At 54.0% G+C, this 16,974-nt stretch carries 18 protein-coding genes and 1 pseudogene; 14 read left to right on the top strand and 5 right to left on the bottom strand.

The window, feature by feature from the left end; translation table 11 throughout:
* Nucleotides 1-109 precede the first annotated feature (109 nt).
* On the bottom strand, nt 110-346 hold the full coding sequence (locus BUB27_RS05460; protein WP_143158568.1) for a hypothetical protein: 237 nt from the start codon (nt 344-346) through the stop codon (nt 110-112).
* Nucleotides 347-524: 178 nt separating this feature from the next.
* Here BUB27_RS05460 and BUB27_RS05455 point away from each other — a divergent pair, with 178 nt between their 5' ends.
* The gene (locus BUB27_RS05455) at nt 525-2,795 is read left to right on the top strand and encodes a leucine-rich repeat domain-containing protein (RefSeq protein WP_143158567.1); all 2,271 of its coding nucleotides are present in this window, start codon (nt 525-527) and stop codon (nt 2,793-2,795) included.
* On the opposite strand, the gene BUB27_RS05450 is transcribed toward BUB27_RS05455, so the two are convergent.
* The 3 genes from BUB27_RS05450 to BUB27_RS05440 all read right to left on the bottom strand — a co-directional run bounded on the left by BUB27_RS05450 (nt 2,687) and on the right by BUB27_RS05440 (nt 5,778).
* Nucleotides 2,687-3,742 (bottom strand): DEAD/DEAH box helicase family protein, encoded by a 1,056-nt coding sequence (locus BUB27_RS05450; protein ID WP_143158566.1) that lies wholly within the window; start codon nt 3,740-3,742, stop codon nt 2,687-2,689. The genes BUB27_RS05455 and BUB27_RS05450 overlap by 109 nt on opposite strands.
* Nucleotides 3,743-4,006: 264 nt before the next feature.
* Nucleotides 4,007-5,335 (bottom strand): DUF4339 domain-containing protein, encoded by a 1,329-nt coding sequence (locus tag BUB27_RS05445; RefSeq protein ID WP_143158565.1) that lies wholly within the window; start codon nt 5,333-5,335, stop codon nt 4,007-4,009.
* Nucleotides 5,336-5,346: 11 nt separating this feature from the next.
* A complete protein-coding gene (locus BUB27_RS05440; RefSeq protein WP_143158564.1) occupies nt 5,347-5,778 on the bottom strand; it encodes a hypothetical protein in 432 nt (143 codons plus the stop codon).
* Nucleotides 5,779-5,861: 83 nt separating this feature from the next.
* On the opposite strand from BUB27_RS05440, the gene BUB27_RS05435 reads away from it, so the two are divergent.
* The 12 genes from BUB27_RS05435 to BUB27_RS05385 all read left to right on the top strand — a co-directional run bounded on the left by BUB27_RS05435 (nt 5,862) and on the right by BUB27_RS05385 (nt 16,258).
* Nucleotides 5,862-6,140: a helix-turn-helix domain-containing protein gene (locus BUB27_RS05435; protein ID WP_143158563.1), complete on the top strand. Its 279-nt coding sequence runs from the start codon at nt 5,862-5,864 to the stop codon at nt 6,138-6,140.
* Nucleotides 6,141-6,269: 129 nt separating this feature from the next.
* Nucleotides 6,270-6,761 (top strand): hypothetical protein, encoded by a 492-nt coding sequence (locus BUB27_RS05430; RefSeq protein ID WP_143158562.1) that lies wholly within the window; start codon nt 6,270-6,272, stop codon nt 6,759-6,761.
* Between the two features lie 74 nt (nt 6,762-6,835).
* A complete protein-coding gene (locus BUB27_RS05425; RefSeq protein ID WP_143158561.1) occupies nt 6,836-7,528 on the top strand; it encodes a YndJ family transporter in 693 nt (230 codons plus the stop codon).
* A gap of 1 nt (nt 7,529) precedes the next feature.
* Nucleotides 7,530-8,228 (top strand): hypothetical protein, encoded by a 699-nt coding sequence (locus BUB27_RS05420; RefSeq protein ID WP_143158560.1) that lies wholly within the window; start codon nt 7,530-7,532, stop codon nt 8,226-8,228.
* 307 nt (nt 8,229-8,535) lie between these two features.
* Nucleotides 8,536-9,222 (top strand): SMI1/KNR4 family protein, encoded by a 687-nt coding sequence (locus BUB27_RS05415; RefSeq protein ID WP_143158559.1) that lies wholly within the window; start codon nt 8,536-8,538, stop codon nt 9,220-9,222.
* Nucleotides 9,223-9,522: 300 nt separating this feature from the next.
* Nucleotides 9,523-10,032, top strand: a complete 510-nt coding sequence (locus BUB27_RS05410; RefSeq protein ID WP_143158558.1) for a hypothetical protein — start codon at nt 9,523-9,525, stop codon at nt 10,030-10,032.
* Nucleotides 10,029-10,850: a PD-(D/E)XK nuclease family protein gene (locus BUB27_RS05405; RefSeq protein WP_143158557.1), complete on the top strand. Its 822-nt coding sequence runs from the start codon at nt 10,029-10,031 to the stop codon at nt 10,848-10,850. The genes BUB27_RS05410 and BUB27_RS05405 overlap by 4 nt, the downstream gene beginning before the upstream one ends.
* A complete protein-coding gene (locus BUB27_RS05400; protein ID WP_143158556.1) occupies nt 10,847-11,071 on the top strand; it encodes a hypothetical protein in 225 nt (74 codons plus the stop codon). Before BUB27_RS05405 ends, BUB27_RS05400 begins: the two co-directional genes overlap by 4 nt.
* Nucleotides 11,061-11,234, top strand: coding sequence for a hypothetical protein (locus tag BUB27_RS18875; RefSeq protein WP_159434820.1), 174 nt, complete (start codon nt 11,061-11,063; stop codon nt 11,232-11,234). The genes BUB27_RS05400 and BUB27_RS18875 overlap by 11 nt, the downstream gene beginning before the upstream one ends.
* Nucleotides 11,235-11,359: 125 nt before the next feature.
* A complete protein-coding gene (locus tag BUB27_RS05395) occupies nt 11,360-12,133 on the top strand; it encodes a DUF932 domain-containing protein (RefSeq protein ID WP_143158555.1) in 774 nt (257 codons plus the stop codon).
* Between the two features lie 397 nt (nt 12,134-12,530).
* On the top strand, nt 12,531-14,429 hold the full coding sequence (locus BUB27_RS05390; protein WP_143158554.1) for a hypothetical protein: 1,899 nt from the start codon (nt 12,531-12,533) through the stop codon (nt 14,427-14,429).
* A complete protein-coding gene (locus BUB27_RS05385) occupies nt 14,426-16,258 on the top strand; it encodes a hypothetical protein (protein ID WP_143158553.1) in 1,833 nt (610 codons plus the stop codon). Before BUB27_RS05390 ends, BUB27_RS05385 begins: the two co-directional genes overlap by 4 nt.
* Before the next feature lie 202 nt (nt 16,259-16,460).
* Here the strand turns inward: BUB27_RS05385 and BUB27_RS18870 are convergent, their stop codons facing one another.
* A complete protein-coding gene (locus BUB27_RS18870; protein ID WP_159434819.1) occupies nt 16,461-16,616 on the bottom strand; it encodes a hypothetical protein in 156 nt (51 codons plus the stop codon).
* A 109-nt stretch (nt 16,617-16,725) separates the two neighbouring features.
* Here BUB27_RS18870 and BUB27_RS05380 point away from each other — a divergent pair.
* Nucleotides 16,726-16,974, top strand: a pseudogene (locus BUB27_RS05380) (hypothetical protein); the annotation flags it as partial.

Here is a 16,974-nt window from a genome sequence, read left to right as displayed (position 1 = left end):
CCTTAGATAGTTACAAGGACGATAGATTCCTATATACGCACGCACGCCAAACTAGAAAAATCATAGTTGCACGCGCGTACGCATATATACTTTTTATCGTCCTCGTAACCTATTGACCCTCTAATAGATGCTGCTTAGCACCGCCGGATTCTTCAGTGCCACAATTATCCCGGAGAAACTCGGACTTGAGGTAGACCTCGTGGTGTTCTTCTTTGTCGAAGATAAGCACGAAGTCACTAGGGTCTATATCGTCAGGATTGTGCCCGGCAGCTACTTTACAACCAGCGAGCGTATCGAGAAGCCCATGAGTAGATACGCATATTTCGGCATCCTGTATGGTCAGCATGTTACCCAAAAATACAGACTGCCTCGAGCGATATTGTCACCAGCCCCTCGTACCTTATCTCATCGACACCCGGAGGAAGCCTCCCTATGAATATCCGCGTGTCGTAGATCGCATATGGAAGTAGTCTCGCTCGTAGGACACCAACAACGGTTCATGGCACGTTCAAGATACTGGCTCCATGACTCATCCCGCTTCACACTCCTTACGTTCTGCCGCGACCTTCCTGCTTTGCGCATGGGTGGCTATCTTGGCCATGGCTCCTGCTTGCATACGCGCTGGCACCATTGGGCCGCTTACCTACGAGCTTGTCGATGATACCTCGGTGACCATCACCTTGTGCGAGCGTAATGTGTCAGGTCCGGTGACCATCCCGGCGGACATCGAGGGGCTCCCTGTCACGACCATCGGCTATCAGGCCTTCGACAGATGTACACAGCTCACTTCGGTAATCATCCCCGAGGGCGTGACCACGATAGGCATCACCGCTTTCTCCAACTGCCCGGCCCTCACGGGTGTAGAACTGCCCTCCACCGTAGAGACCATCGGTCTGGGAGCCTTCTCGAACTGCACGCTGCTGGATAACGTGATACTGCCGCAGAATCTGACATCCTTGGGTACGAGCGCATTCTCAGGATGTACCAGCCTCAGCTCTATAGCCATCCCATCCGGCATAACGACCATCCCCGAATCACTCTTCCGGGGATGCTCCAGCCTGTCGAGCGTATCACTACCTGCCGGGCTGGACGTGATCGAGAACCAGGCCTTCCAACACTGCTCCAGCCTCACCAGCATTACTCTGCCGGACAGCCTTGCCTCTATCGGTTTGGAGTCATTCCGTGGATGCACCCTATTGGAGACCTTAACACTGCCGAGCGGTCTGTCTTCCCTGGCCACTGCCGCCTTCGCCGGGTGTCCCAACTTACAATCCATCGTTCTTGAACCCGGCAACACCAGCTATACGAGTGTCGACGGAGTCATCTACACGGCAGACATGAAGAAGCTCGTCGTCGCTCCCGGTGGCTTGGCTAGCCTGGGGAACTTTACGGTGCCAGCAGGAGTTACGACCATAAGCGACCACAGCTTCAGCTCCTGTACCCACCTGACCGGCATCACCATCCCGGGATCGGTGTCCTACCTCGGTGAATTCGCCTTCGACAGCTGCGACAGCCTGGCTAGTATCACGATCCCTTCGAGCGTTACAGAGATCCTCACGGGGTGTTTCCGGGACTGCAGTTCACTGGTCGCCATCAGTCTGCCTTCAAGTATCAGCAGCCTTGAGCCATCAGCCTTCACAAACTGCTCAAGCCTGTTGTCCATCCAGACAGACCCGGCGAACAACACCTACACGAGCGTGGACGGAGTGTTGTTCAGCAAGGATGCCACTACACTAGTACGCTACCCGCCCGGCAGACCAGGACACTACAACGTACCTCCCGGAGTACTCTACATTGGCTCGGATTCATTCGTCACAAGCCACAAGCTAACTTCAATAGCTTTCCCCGGAGGACTGCAGGGCGTTCTATACGGGGCCTTCCAGTTATGCGAGGGCCTGACCAGTATAGAGCTTCCCGAAGGAGTCCAGACAGTGGGCGCCTATGCCTTCAGCAAGTGCTTCCTCCTGACTACCGTGTATCTGCCGGACACCGTGACGACCCTCGGGTACGCCACCTTCCAAGATTGTTGGAGTCTCGAAACCGTACACCTGTCCGAAGGCATCACCGCGATCCAGGACCGCACCTTCGAATGGTGTCAGAACCTGCAGCACATCGTCATCCCGGGTGGAGTGGAGACACTCGGCAGCTATGCCTTCAAATTATGTTCGTCGCTGAAAAGTGTCGTCCTTCCTGCATCGGTCACGTGCATCGAGTTCCTGACCTTCGACGGATGTAGAAACCTGGAGAGCGCCTACTTCCTCGGGAATGCTCCGGAGGCCTACGGGACACAGGTCTTCTTCACAGCGTACAGTCCGGGCTTCACCATCTACTATCTCAGCGGTAACACCGGGTTCGATGTCGAGCCGTGGACGCAGTCACCTGGATACCCGGACGCCCCGGGAACGGTAATGTACAATCAGGTGGAAATCGACCAGAGTACCTACCCGGCGGCCAGCTGGCTTCTGCAGCACCGGGTCGACTACACCAGTTCGCTCAATTCGGACACCAACGGGGACGGGGTCACCCTGCTGATGGAGTACGCGCTCCAGCTCAACCCAAACACAAGCAACCGCAACAACCTCCCGGGCATCGAGCTGGCCGAGACCACAGCTGGACTAACCTTCCGGGGTGACACCCCAGGCATCACCTACGAGGTGTGGACCAGCACCAACCTGACCGACTGGACTCAGGATGGCGTCACCCTCTCTCCACCCGGGGAGGATGGTATCCGTACCGCGACCATCGAGCGTAGCGGACGGAACAGGGCCTTTCTGCAGCTGCGGGTGTCGGAGTAACACACCTTCACCTGCTGGTCCTTGACCTCCTCGATGGCAGCGTCCCATCCCACCAGCTCCCCTGTCTCAGGATCCTCCACGTGCGCCACGTCCTCCTCGGGCTCGTGGTTGCCTCGGGTGGAGGTGTGCCTGTGCACGGTCACCCTGCGCGGGTCCTCGCCACGCTCGATCTGGTCCAGGGTTATCGGCACCAGACATCTGTCCAGGTAGATGGTCAGGGATACGATCTTGCGCTCTTCGCTCTGGTCGTAGTTGATGTTCTCCAGTATGCCCTGCGACCCGTTCACATAGGACAGTGCCACGTCGTTCTTCAGCAGCATCACCCGGCAGCCGATCTTCAGGGACAACGTGGATCGCATGATCGTGGTATCGCACAGTTGTTTGCGAACCACCTCTCGTGTCATGTTCCCCCTTATATGGTTGTCTCGTATGTCGAATATGGCCGGGATATGGATGGGGTCGCCAGGGAGCTTGGCCAGGTGGTACTGGTTCACGGAGTCCACCTTCCTGTTGTACGGGGTGATGAAGGTGGCCTCGCTCAGTTCGTCTGCAGGCACCAGGCATCCTCTCAGCAACTCCCATTGCTCGGGTGTGGGAGGATCTCCCATGCGGATACGGTTGAGCATCTCCACAAAGGGGCCGTCTGCCTGCCTGTATACCTTGGTGAGTGCCACGCACTTGATGTTGGCGGACACCCACGAGTGGGAGTAGAACGCCCAGTCGAAGTATCCGTGGTCCGCTGACGATACCGGGGGAAGCTGCATGAAGTCTCCCATGAACAGGACCTGGATACCTCCGAACGGCTCGTCGATGTCCAGTACCCTTCTCAGGAAGAAGTCCACGTAGTCCTCCGGGATCTGGCGGGCGAGGGAGACGACTTCGGCGGGGGCGTGGTGTGTAGCGGGCGCTGTACCTGATGTTGCAGAGGTCGCCGCGTGATTTATCACGCGGCATCATCTCCTGCGGGAGCTGGTACGGGGCCTCGATACACACCTCAACTCGGGATTTCGGCCCTAAGGGTGATGCGCTGTGACCCCTTAACGCATGTTTCACTTATTCCGGGAAAAATGAAACATCCAAAAACACGAATCTGTTGATATAACAATGACTTACGTGTTTCACTTTGGGTCTAGTACAGAACAAAGTTTAGTCTCACTTTTTACCGAGAAGTGAAACAGCCCTGAAAAGCCTGTATAAAGACCTCCACAAAACTACTCCAGCTCGTCGGAGTGCTTGGCAAGAAAGGCCATGACTTCGATCACTTTCATCGATATCTGCGTCTCCCTCTGGCGGCAGAGATTCATCTCCCTCTGGATGTAGTCGGCCTCTATCTGGCTACTGGCATAGGAATAATTTCTACCCAGTTGAGCCAGCCTAGCCCTTACGGCATTCATCTCCTCCCTCATGAGTTCCAGCTGGAGGCGTATCTGGATCAGATCGGCTTCTGTGATCTTGTCCTGCCGGGGGATGACTGGAGCGGCCACTTGTTCTGGCAGTTGGTATTCCGGCATCTGTACTTGAGGATTAGCTGCCGCGTGAGCCTGAGGCTCTTCCACGTAATTAGGCAGGAATACTCCCAATAAAGCAGCCAGCGTGATCACCACACTAGCAGAGACAACTCCAGTGCGTTTTTTCTCGGCAGCACCCTGTCCTGCCACCAGAGCCCCCAGCCACGAACCCTCCAGGATGGGTTCTCCCCTCAAGGTATTTATTCTCCACACCAGCGGCTTGAATAGCCGGTATCCCAGAAAGATCAGCGCTATGCAACCAGCGTTGTACAAGGCACTGGCAAGCCATTCCGACCGCAGAAGAAAGCTGAACACATAGCAGGTAAGCCCCCACAGAGCCGCCCAGACAGTAGCTAGTCGTAGTGAATCATCCTGCGACTCTATTTCACAGTGCTTCTCCCAGCTCTCGATACTTTTCACCAGACCTCGCAGACTGACAAAATACCACCATATATGCCACAGCGGAATAAAAAGCGGGTACACTGCTTTTCTTGGCCCCATCGTCCTGAATTGCGCAGGGATGCTTCTCCAGCACCTGAAGAAAACCACTATGTGCATCAGCCCCATAATACCAAACACCGCCAGTGTCACCAGCATGCCCAGTATCAGCAGCCCATCGGGTATTATTCCTTCTCCCATCAAGACAATATGCAGGAGAAGAAAACTGGCTACCCCAGCCAAGGTGAATTTCTCGATACTGTTCCAGAATTTCAGTGAGACGAACGACTTGAGCTGCTCACGGCTTGCCTCCGCCGAAGGGTCGGAGTTCCAGGTCGCATGCTTCAGGCTTTCCGGAAGATCGGTCTTCACCCCTTCAGTCTGATCCATCCGGGGTAAGGACGGCAGTACATCCTTCATGGGCTCCTTCAGGCCTACTACCTCATCAAGAGGCAGCCAATCATCACCTCCTGCACAGGCAACCAGTGTCTCTCCTGTGATCACACCGAGATCTGTGAATCTCTCCAACTCCGTCAGGGGCAACGGGCCGACAGGCTCATTGTCAGCCCCCAGGTAATAGTAAACATCAGCCATAACCGTTCTTTCTAATTTAAGTTGGCTATCTTCCTATCTATCTCACCAATCTGAACGTTGATGACATAAGAACGTTGGTCGATTTGGAAAATCTGCTGCCGTATCGCATAACAACGTGCCTGATGCTTGTCTTGTTGCTGGCTTGCAGCGGCAGAATCTATCAGGCCCCCCAGAGCCTGACCGGCATTATCATTCACGAGTCCTCCTAGAAACTGACCACCACCTCGCTCCCCAGCATTGTAGGCTTGGCGTCTGAGTCGGTCTACCTGCTGGAACTCCCACTGCAGGTTCTGCTTCTGTTGTAGCAAGGTACGCTGCTCTGTTTGTAGCTGCGCTTTTTCGTTTCTTAGCTCCCTGAGTTCCTTGTCATTGGAACACGATATCTGGGTTCCAAACACAATAAGACTCAAGACGACTACCACACTTCTTACGATCACTTTCATTTTTACAGAGGGATTAAAATGCTCCTATATCGGAGCAATAGCAGCAAGATAAAACGTTAGGGTCAAGCTCCATTTCCGGAGCAATGACCAACGACAACACCAGCCAGAACCTGCTAGGAACACGCATCAGCAAGATACGTAGCGAAGCTGGCATGACTCAGGATCAGCTGGCAGGTGCATGCAACCGCCTAGGCTGGGACATCAGCCGGGCAACCCTCTCCAAAATCGAGTATGGCATCCGTCGGCTCAATGACGCCGAGGTGCTCCTGTTAGCCGCAGCTCTCAAGACCTCCGTGGCGGAACTCTATGAAGGGCTGACTGCCGCCAAGGCCCTCCCGGTAGCTAGGCACAGTAAGTCGTAGCCCTAGATGTTACCGAAACGAAAAGCTTTGATGTCTGGCGAAGCCATATCCTCGACAAAAGCAACGAGTAGAGCATGGTATACATAGTAGGACCACTCACTAAATATGCGGTTACAAACAATTTCTTATATGCGCTTCATCCTTCTCTTATTGGGGGTATACATCCCTTCCTTGGTCTCAGCTGAGGATTCCAAATTGGATAATTATCACTACACCCATTGTATTGCCTATCGCACCAAGGTTGGACAAAAGCATATATGGATTCAGAGCCTTAGGCTGAAGGATCAAGCAAATGTAACAACCCGTACAACGAAACCGCCCAAAACGAATCCCATAGATATTAAGGATTTTGTAAAGCTCTGGTCTGGCACTCATGAAATCAAAGATTTTAAAAAGTGGTCGTATGAAGATATTAGGTACAACGATATTACAAAGGGCCATTTGATAATGACCTTTAGCAGATCACAACCAACTGGAAGACATCAGCAGACTCGAATGTTTTTCATTCCCGATGACCAAGTTTCTGATCAATTAAGGGTGTGGATTTCCCAGCTAGTTAAGCAATCTGAAAACACACAAAAAGGTGCCAAACCTGTTGAATCCTTGATTCCTAAAGGCTAACCCCTGAGAACACAAGTAAGCTAGCACGTAGTAGAAAAACCGCCTGATAGAGCCGTCGTCCAAGTGTTTATTCCATGAGCTACTCCGCTGTCTTCCTCATACTCGTAATTCCTACTGTAGTAGCGATCACGGTTGGTTCAGTCCTGCTAAGACGAGCGTTCTCGCGATCCAAGGTGCTGCCGGAAGAGGTGGCGCTAGCGTCGGCTTGGATTTTCGTTGTCGGTAGTTTGGTATGGCTGGGCGTATTTCTCAGCGGGTCCACTCTTCTCGGATTTGGGGCGCCGTGGACATGGATAACAGCAGCTCACTTTGCCTTTGCAGGCTACGGTGCACTAACTGTGACAGCTCTTTCATGCCGCATGGTAGTCAGCAGGCGGGCACTGGCCATTCTACGCTTCCTTTTGTTAGCCCACCCGGTGGCATATTTGGTGACAGCGGCCGGAATCCTTGGTTATCGCTACTGTGACGAGATCGCAGCGACAAGCTACGCGGTGATCTTTACGGTACAGTGGATTGCTGTTGTATTTGGGCGGCCAGTGCGCATCGCCTGCAGGCCGTTACGGCTAGTGATCGTGGCACTCAGCGTACCACTGGTGACGATGGTGCCAGCGCTGGCGTGGGCCTGGGGAAGACCGGTCTTCGACATACCTGAAATGGTACGCTACCATGGAATCGTAAACGCGCTTGGCCACGTCGGGCTTGGTTTTGTAGCATTTGCTTGGGGGCGTCCGCCTTCACACTCCTCCCTGAAAGGTCACTCATTCTGAAATGCAAATCTTTAGCCTACACCTTCTGGAGACTACAGCTGCGACCACGCTCGGTGTCATGCTGCGCCCTCCCACCAGGCGGAATACAGCCGGGCTGCTCCATGCGGAGTGCATGGCGGCCATGAGATTGGGCTCGCCCATCCTTTCCCCGGCACGCCTGCAGATGCGGAAGCTTGCGGTATTCGCCTCTTGGGAGAGTGAGCAGGCACTGGATGATTACCTGACAGGAACAAAGCTGGGGCGCAAGTTGGCCGAGGGGTGGCATGTGCGGCTGGAGTTTCTCCGCCAATGGGGGGAGTTTTCTGACTTCAAAGACCTACCCCCAGCGGTGGTAGATGCAGATCCGGAGCAGCCAATCGTCGCGGTTACGCTGGCACGCTTGAATCTTACCCAACTCTCCCGCTTCATCCATTGGGGGAAGCCTGTGGAGGAACTTGTGCGTGACCACCCTGGCACGACTCTGGCTATGGCTGCTGTACGCCCACCCCGCACCTTTAGCACCATCTCTGTATGGCGTTCCCAGCGGGAGATGACTGATATGGTTCACGGCAGGAACTCTTGCCCGGGAGCAGAGCGGCATGCCATGGCCGAACGTAAACATAAGGACTTCCACCACAAATTCACCACCTTCCGCTTCCGCGCCATTTCTGAGCACGGCAAGTGGCGAGGAAAGAGTGGCATTGTTCCAGCGAAAGAATAGACTGACAAGATTCTAGAACCATCAAGGTAAATGTCATCGACATGCCCCCGGACGTCCCATTCATGACCTAGCCTCAAGTGCGTTGTCTGCTCCAAACAGAGTCTGTTGGACAACAGTAAAGGTCATGATAATGGGGATAAATGTTAACCCAAAAAACGAGTATTCCACACTCGACACCATGTTGCGCAATCCCTTACCCTACATAAGAAATTTAACCAAAACGATCACCTCAAATCCGCCGATCCCTGCGAGTGCATATTAAAAACGGGTAAGTGATCTAATACTGTTATGCTAAGAAATCCTCGCTATGAACTACCACGACTGGACTGAGTGCGCGAGGGCGTTTTCGGAAGGACTCCGGATGCTACCTGGCGAGATCGACATCACCATTGAGATTGATCCGCCACTCGAGTCGCAGCAGATTGATAAGCTGGCTGCCCGCTGGCCGAATGGATTGCCAGCTTCTTTGCGGCAACTTTGGAGTGAGGGCTCTGCTAGAGTGAATTGTCCCTACGTTTGGACTCCGTCGCCTGACGAGCTACCGAGCCTAAACGAGGTGTTCGAGGACAACGATTATATTTACGGTGGAGCACGATTCGAGCATGCTGAACAGATCTATCCGGGCAACTCGGGTGCCGACGCTGACGACGAATACATGGCGGATGTTGTCGGCAAGGCAGGCTTGGAGCTTTGGTGCAGATGCGCAGTGTTCCTGCATGTCGGCAATGGTGACTGCCTCGGTCTAGATCCTGAGAGAGATGCTGAAGATCCGCCGGTGGTCTACCTCGTTCACGACGATGATGAGAGTAGCGTGATCTCGCCCTCATTCTCTGATTTCTTGGCCGCGTGGCAGGAGCTTTGCTACATCGGACCTGAGTTCTGGCTGCTTGATTACTGGATTGATGGGGATCGAGGAGCCATTGACACTACGAAGCACAAGACTGCGGAGCTCCACAGGTTGCTCAGGCGGCGCCCACAAACAACCAAGGCATAACAAGACATTGCTCTCAACACCTGCCCCGCCGCTAGTTCAATTCGCCATGACCATTCAACCTTCAACTGACAGTCGAAGCCTCGCTACCGGGCTGATGTGAGAGGACTTCGACGTTCTCTCTACCCCAAAATTAGCACACTGCCGGCCTCGATGACCTTCATCAGCCGCCTCCGCAATTTCCATCCTCCCCGTGTTATAAATAAACGATAGGGGGAGCGTAGCTCCTACTCTACTCGACGCCGCTGGCCATCTGGTCATGCGGTGTTTTTCGTTTAATCCAACCAGAAAGGAAACAACACGATGGCCATCAACCTGACCACCAACTACTCGAAGAAGCTGGGGCTGCCCGGCTATTCTTCGCATTCGTTCTCGGCCTCCATTGAGGTGGAGATCTCATCCGCTGCCGACATACCGCAGGAGATCGCCCGCTTGTACGCGACACTCCAGCAAAACGTCGACCAACAGATACTGCAGCCAGGGTTCGTCCCGCCGGGTGACTACGGTATGGAGACCAACACTGCTTCCGCTGTGACTCCTCAAGCACCAGTTCAGCAGCAGACACAGCAGCCAGCTAACGTGGTGAACATGCAACAGCCTAGCTGGGTGTGCTCGCCCAAGCAACGTGACCTGATCAACAAGATCATCGACGAGCGTCGCATCGATCCCGGAGAGGTGGAGCTTCTGGCTGACCAGCGCTTCGCCAAGTCCCTGCACCAGCTCAACAAGCTGGAGGCGTCCGGGCTGATCGACCTGCTCTTCGAGCTATACCCAGCCCCGCGTAAGCAGGCGAGGAAAGGAGGAGCGCGATGAGCGCCCTTGCCAAGCCTGTGGAAGAACGTGTGCCGGATGTAACCCATGCACTGGAGTACCTGTCCGCCTCACGCTTGTCGTGCTGGCAGCAGTGCAGGAGGAAGCACTACTTTCGCTACATCGCCCGTATCCCCTCGCAGAGCACGCCAGCCCTTCACCTGGGCAAGGTCGTGCATGCCGTGCTCCAGCGTTTCAACCACTGGCGCTGGAGCAACGAGAAACACCAGTACGAGGAACTCAGACTGGTACTGGACGAAGCATGGGACCGCGAGTTGCAGAAGAACCCGGTCGACTGGGAAGACGACGAGGTGGCACTCGACATCCGGGACAAGGCATGGGCTCTGATAGATGCCTACGTCTCTTCCAGCCTAATCAATGAGGATGACTCCATAGCTGGTATCGAGGTACGCCTCGACGCCGAGCTGGAAGAACTTCCTCCGCTGATGGGAATCCTCGACCTCGTGCATGGGGACCGCCGTATCGTCGACTACAAGACGGCGGCCAAGTCACCGTCAGACGGATGTGCCAAGCTTGTGCACAGTACGCAGCTTGGAGTCTACGCCATCCTCTACCGTCACTGTACGGGTGAGAAGGAATGTGGTCTTGAGCTGCACCATCTGGTGAAGACCAAGGTTCCCAAAGTGCACGTCACCCGGATGGATCCAGTCTCCGACGAGGAGATAGCCAACACCATCGAACTGATGCATAGACATGTGGAGGCGGTGAAGTCGGGTGACTACACCTGCTCGCCTTCCTTCATGTGTGCCGGGTGTGAGTACCTGGCCGAGTGCAAGGCGTGGAAAGGAGCGGCGGCATGAAGCTGTTACTACCCGTACTTGCACTGTCTCTGGCTTTCACCAGCTGCAAGCAGGAGGAGAAAAAGAAACCTCCTGTACAGCGTGAGGTCATCATCCAGGCCCCGGACTACAACCCGCTGGGTGAAGGCATCAAGGTGCTGGCCATTTCACTGATCGCGGTCGCCCTCATCCGGGGCATCGCCACCATCATGAAAGAGAAAGGAGACCGCCATGGGAAATAGAAGGCACCGCAGGAGAAACAGCCTGCCGCCCACATACAGTGCCTTTGCTGGTATCTGTTACATCGCGCTCATCCTGTGGATCATCAAGGACCTGTGGGTGGTAGTACTCGCCTTGCTGGCGATCATCTACCTGCTGCTGAAGATCGACCGCAGAAACCGCTGAGCCACGTACAAGGAAGCACGCCTTCCTTTTGGATAACAAACAAGACTACGCGAAAGAGCCGCGACTCCATCCCAGGAGCGCGGCTCTTCGCATTTCAAAAACCATCAACATGAGAAAGAAGACCGATGAATAACATTATCGAAATCGACAACCACAGACGTAACGCCAACCCGAACCTCCTGCTGCACTGCGGAGCCAATACCGTGGAGCGGGGTGACGTCTACCGCATCCCCACACCGGCATCGACCATCACCTGGTATCCCATGCCTCACCGGCACCTGCTGGAGGAAGTGGAAAGCCAGCTCTGGGACAGCGGACTGGAGATCCTATCCGAGACCCACGCTCTCAGCCATGAAGGCGCACGTTACTTCGGCGTGATCGAAGTGGCGAAGCACGGCTCGACCCACGAGGACTACAGCTGGGTGATCGGGATCAGGAACTCGCACGACAAGACCTTCCCGGCTGGCCTGGTGGCAGGCACGAGAGTCATGATCTGTGACAATCTCGCGTTCTCCGGGATGGTGAAGATCCAGCGCAAGCACACTCGCTTCGCCGCCCGGGATCTGCGCCACCTGACCAACCGGGCCATCGGAAAGTTAGGAGACAGGCTGCAGAGCATGGACGAGCGCATATCGCTCTACAAGCAGTCGCGCGTAACCGACCTACAGGCACACGACTTGATCGTACGTGCCGTAGATGCCGGGGCGATTACCAACTCACAGATACCGGAGGTTGTCGGCCAGTGGCGCAAGCCCGACCACGAATGTTTTGAACGTCGAACCGCCTGGAGCCTCTTCAACGCCTTCACCGAAGCCACGAAGAAGATTTCACCCGAGCTACAGGTGAAACGAGGAGAAGCCCTCCAAGGCCTGTTCGACGCCAAATACGCATTGTGTTAGTAAATAAACAACCTATCCCCCTGACACCATGCCGTACCTCCCTCCGGGGAGGTGCGGCATTTTTTTAGCTTCATGAAGAATGCTGATAATTTCCTGCACCTCTGATTCAAAGTATAGCTTCATGAATTCTTGCTTTGCTATATCCAGACCTTCTTTGGTTTTTCTTTCATTGGATCACACTATCAGTGTCACCCTATATATCTCTCATGAAACGCTCACGAACTGATAGTTTGGAAAAGATTACAGGTTGAGTTTCATCAAGGATACTGCTAATCATGGAGCCCGCATCGCAAAACAATGCACTACGGTAGCAGATCGATTATCGGACCAGCAGAATGAATCAGGCGAACTCTTCGCCTTCCTCCAACAACGCGCCTTCCGGGGCGAACCGTAAGCCATGGATACCACAGCCTTCATCAAGCTCATCAATGAGTCCGATCTAGCGGATCCCAAGAGCCAACAACAGATCCCTAAAGACTTACCGAGCAAGGGCCTTGGGTTGAGCGAATCCGACCCCAAGTTTTTGAAGCAATTCGGGGCTTTATTGTTCACGGCTGAATCACCCTACGAGGAGCTCTACCGGTTCACCTTTCTGCTGGGGGCGGCGAATCCAGACACCTCCATACTCCTTTGCAACTTGTGGAACCATTACCTTTCACAGCTTGAAGAGGAAGAGAGATCCCGACATCTTGAGAATCTAATAGCTGTTGATCAGAGCACATTCTTTCAGATCTTACGTTTGTTTCCTGGTACAGCGCTCCTGCTTACCCTTACCGATACATTCACCACATCCTGGTTCCCTCGGCTCTTGGAGAAAGCCAGCGGAGACTTGGCGAACGGTCCATTGTTCGACTACTTCGAGAAATGGTTCGAAGCTGACCATCAACGGGCAGTTAAGGCGATTCTAGCATGGCGTGATTCTGCGGATGACAAAGGCATCGAACTGGCAGCACAGGCTTTGGGAACTCTGCGGGATTCAGCGCCAGAATTCATCGAAGCCACTTCCAACAAATTCCGACAATCCAGACGCCCAGAAGACCGCACGCTCTTCGTTCGCTCGTGGCGCACGACCATCATCCTGTCACTCCCGTCTTCTACAATCCTCAGCAAGTTGTTTAGGGACATAAACCCCTCATTAGCCAATGAGCGGGAAGACGGGCTTCGCCTTGTCTGCGTGCTCTTCTCCAGACCATGCGATTCAACCAGCTTATCCCTGGCCTCCGAATGGCTAAAGAGCTTGGAATTCTCAGCTCTTGTCCCCGTCGAGCAATATATTGTAGCTGACTCACTCGCACGAGGCTGGAGAAACGAAGGCGATGCTTTCACGCCGGAGAATCTGCTACCACTCAGTCACCTTTTAATCGAACTCCAACCGATAGCCGATGAACACAAAGGGATCTGGGCCCGTGTTGCAGAAACAGCTGCGGCGATATACAGAGCAGATGAGGAACAATTTAAGTCTCTTTGCAGTGATCTAATCGAACGAAACCCCTACGCTCTTGAGTCGATGTTTTCCAATAGAGCGGGCTACTCGGGCGATGAGTCGCGGGGCATCCTCGCCACGCTCTCTACGTTGGTCACTGACTACATATTCTCCCCAGAGCGTTCAGCCAGACAATACGGATTCCAACTCCTGAAACTCTGTCCAGACTACAAGTTTAATGATGAAGTGCTTGGCTGCTTTTGTGATGAATCCGTTGCTTTAGCGATGTTCGAGACCCGTCATATCTACATGGAAGGAGCTGGCACCATGCGTTTCCTACTTTCTCTTCTGCCGCGCATCGAAAGCGGATCAGAAGATCTCCAGATCGCTTATACGGGTGAATTGGTCTATCAAGCATGCAACCTGCCTGGGTCTACAGCGCCTCTGCTCAATGAAGCTGCGGAAAATTCGAACTTGGTGAAATCGGTGATAGCCAAAGTGGACGCTTACTTTGACGGTCTTCGCGAGGCCGCCAAGAGCCCAATCGGTCAGATGATCGTGCCGGGACACAGACTAGCCGCACGGGTCACCACTCGTCGTAGAGCGAAGGCAATCAATGACGGCATGAAACAGGCAAGTTCGCTGCTCAAATTCTTCAAGCCGTCCAAGATTATATACGGGTCGGAGGGCTTTAGTTCATTTTACAATGGAGCCTTGACGCCATCAACCCCTTTCCAAAGCATTTCAAACAGCATGGAATTCCCGCGACTCGATATAAGCGATGCAGACGGGAGAAAACTTAAAAACATCTCGATCAGGCAGCATCAGGATCTGTTGGCCGCATCACTGCGCAGAAAGGAGAAAACCTCGTGAGTTCGGCGTCCAACACAGATTACCTCAGCAACTATCTTCACAGCCTGAGTGAGGAGACTGCGGCAACAAAGAGAGGCCCCCGCTATGGGCTGGACAGGGTTATATCTCAGCTGGAATTGGAAGCAGGCAATACACCAATACGCATCCCATATTTCCGAGAGGGACGTGATCAGCTACCCCAACCAATCAAAGAAAACGAGCACGGCATCGACTTCGCATTCCTATCTGAGGACCGCACCAAACTGCGCATCTTTGTCCTCAAGGCGAAGAAGCTAACATCAAGGACATTCGTCGACGAACGAACTTCCTCAGACCTCCAGCGAGCATCGTTTCCTGATCTACGGGACAGTCGACTAGCAGATGTAACAGAGGTAATCGTGATACTAGCTTACAATAAAGATGACGCCGAGGAAGGAATTGAAGACTACGAGCGCCTCTGTTCCGGAATGGGCACCAAAATCGGCGATAACGCGATTAGGAGTTTTGAGCGGTGGAACCTGACGACCCTGACCGGGCTAGTCGAACAACACTTGATGAGCCCATCTCTCCTCCCGGAAAACCTCTTCAGAAAGTTCACCTATCTTTGCGGCCAACTTGAGGAATTTGATGCGATGTCGCCCTACTGGAGAGAGTTACTGATCCCAGAGTGGAAAGCCTTCCTGGCGACAGTTCTCGCCTCGCCATCTGACGAGCGATCAATGCGGATGGTGCCAGTCCTTTTGATTATCCTGAAGAATCATCTCAAAAAGGATGCCAAGGATGAACCCACGGGCGGAGCTATCATCGGATGGATTGATCTCATAGAATGGGCCGTTCTTGCAGTCTGGGAAACTGGCAAGCGCGTGTCCGAAAAAGACCAAAAGAAAGCGGGCGATGTTGTCATGGATGTGACATACAAGTTCTACTTCGACACGCTACACACCTTCTATCAGGAGAACGCCCACCATCTGGCGGCGGAAGATTCGCTGATGATCGAAGACGGTCTGGCAAATGATGCCGCCAGCTCATACCTCGCATTCTGGCATCTGGGCCGTCTTGGGCTACTCTCAATGATGACTCATGAGTTGCTAACCGAAATAGACGACAAGGAAGCGCTAGAACTGCTCGAAAAACACCTCGGTGAATGCACTGACTGGATAGAGGCATTCAGGAACGCTAACCCAGCCTGTTGTCGTCCCATGTTGGATATTCAACACATCGAGATGTTCTTAGTGTGGCGCGCTTTGGGTTCCGTCGGCAAAGGTACAGAAATCGACGATTGGCTGCAAGAGACCCTCACCCGACTCAGACTTAGGCAGTTCAAAATCAGTGATCTACCCTGGATCGATTTCAGGAATTCATGGGAATCACTTTTTGAATCTCTGGTGGATATTGAGCCAGCCCGTCCCGAATCGCTACCAAGCTATTTGCTCCTGATGTTGGCGGAGATCCTCTCCTTGAGTTCCCCCGAGGAAGGCAGCCAACTGATGAGGGAGCATATCATCTCGCTCACCAGAGACGCACCCGAGAATGCGGACTTCACAGCTATCGAACTCATGGGCTGGCTACCTCCACATAGCTGGTTCGACGAAATCATCTCAGGCCCCGTTCAATCAGGGCATGGAGTACCCTTCCATCTAGACCGTGACGCGCCTGAACAATCTGTACGGAATTTCGTCGAGGCAACAAAGTTCCCCGATGAGATCGTGGCGAAGGTAACAGGAATGCAGTCGATCTACGTCCTTGCCTGCCTTAAACATCAAAGCCCACTTCCATCATGGTTCTGGCGGTCACTTTTCGCGTCCAACGTGGAGGCTGAGCGTCCCTCACACCGAGGGTCGATGATTTAGCGCTTACGATACCCGGCATGACCAGCCGGGACAACCTGCGCGAGCTGCTGCCGAAAGCCTGGATCGCCCTCCTGCAGGCCGGGTCTGCGGCAGCCAAGGCAGCCTGAGTCATAAGTGCCGTAGTCACCAACATACGACTCTTATGAAAACTGACGTTGCAACATCTGCGCCAAGCTAAATCAAAGGGGCCTCTATTGAGCGCTTACGCGGCACCAGCCAGGGCTACTTCTGGATCTACACCAGCCCACAGGCCGGAGTGCTCTACGACTGGCACGCCAGCCGGGCCCACGGTTGCCTGGACAAGGTACTCTCGGGCGGAGGGCAGCCCTTCGCAGGTCTCATTGTTACCGCCTCTCACACCCTCTCTACCGCAGTTACCACCTGAAACGTAAGCGCTAAATCATCGACCCTCGGTTTGCGCTTCGCCGTTGTAACGTCGATTTCATAGACGTCATAGCATGACAACTATGACGTCTACGAATTCGCCGGGAAATCCCCTCATTAAGACCGACTGCATCGGCCGGGTTCGTCTGGACAAGAAACATCGGGAGGCCCTGCTGGATACCTTCGAAAAGAGCCCTCTGTCAGGAACGAAGTTTGCCGCCCTTCACGGCGTCAAATACCAGACCTTCGCCACCTGGGTCCAGAACCGCAAACGCGAGCGTGATGAATACCCGGTAGTACCCGGCGACGAGCCTCCTGCGCAAAAGCTGCTG

This window comes from Rubritalea squalenifaciens DSM 18772, from assembly GCF_900141815.1.
GTDB classification, from domain to species: Bacteria; Verrucomicrobiota; Verrucomicrobiia; order Verrucomicrobiales; family Akkermansiaceae; genus Rubritalea; species Rubritalea squalenifaciens.
The sequence above is the reverse complement of the archived record's forward strand: the minus strand, read 5'-3'. Positions and strand labels throughout refer to the sequence as shown.

Bases quoted from the DNA above. Each gene is read 5' to 3' on its own strand.
- BUB27_RS05445 (WP_143158565.1), bottom strand. From the start codon at position 5,335: ATGGCTGATGTTTACTATTACCTGGGGGCTGACAATGAGCCTGTCGGC.
- BUB27_RS05425 (WP_143158561.1), top strand. From the start codon at position 6,836: ATGAGCTACTCCGCTGTCTTCCTCATACTCGTAATTCCTACTGTAGTA.
- BUB27_RS18875 (WP_159434820.1), top strand. From the start codon at position 11,061: ATGGGAAATAGAAGGCACCGCAGGAGAAACAGCCTGCCGCCCACATAC.
- BUB27_RS05410 (WP_143158558.1), top strand. From the start codon at position 9,523: ATGGCCATCAACCTGACCACCAACTACTCGAAGAAGCTGGGGCTGCCC.
- BUB27_RS05400 (WP_143158556.1), top strand. From the start codon at position 10,847: ATGAAGCTGTTACTACCCGTACTTGCACTGTCTCTGGCTTTCACCAGC.
- BUB27_RS05430 (WP_143158562.1), top strand. From the start codon at position 6,270: ATGCGCTTCATCCTTCTCTTATTGGGGGTATACATCCCTTCCTTGGTC.
- BUB27_RS05460 (WP_143158568.1), bottom strand. From the start codon at position 346: ATGCTGACCATACAGGATGCCGAAATATGCGTATCTACTCATGGGCTT.
- BUB27_RS05405 (WP_143158557.1), top strand. From the start codon at position 10,029: ATGAGCGCCCTTGCCAAGCCTGTGGAAGAACGTGTGCCGGATGTAACC.
- BUB27_RS05420 (WP_143158560.1), top strand. From the start codon at position 7,530: ATGCAAATCTTTAGCCTACACCTTCTGGAGACTACAGCTGCGACCACG.
- BUB27_RS05415 (WP_143158559.1), top strand. From the start codon at position 8,536: ATGAACTACCACGACTGGACTGAGTGCGCGAGGGCGTTTTCGGAAGGA.
- BUB27_RS05395 (WP_143158555.1), top strand. From the start codon at position 11,360: ATGAATAACATTATCGAAATCGACAACCACAGACGTAACGCCAACCCG.
- BUB27_RS05435 (WP_143158563.1), top strand. From the start codon at position 5,862: ATGACCAACGACAACACCAGCCAGAACCTGCTAGGAACACGCATCAGC.
- BUB27_RS05390 (WP_143158554.1), top strand. From the start codon at position 12,531: ATGGATACCACAGCCTTCATCAAGCTCATCAATGAGTCCGATCTAGCG.
- BUB27_RS05455 (WP_143158567.1), top strand. From the start codon at position 525: ATGACTCATCCCGCTTCACACTCCTTACGTTCTGCCGCGACCTTCCTG.
- BUB27_RS05440 (WP_143158564.1), bottom strand. From the start codon at position 5,778: ATGAAAGTGATCGTAAGAAGTGTGGTAGTCGTCTTGAGTCTTATTGTG.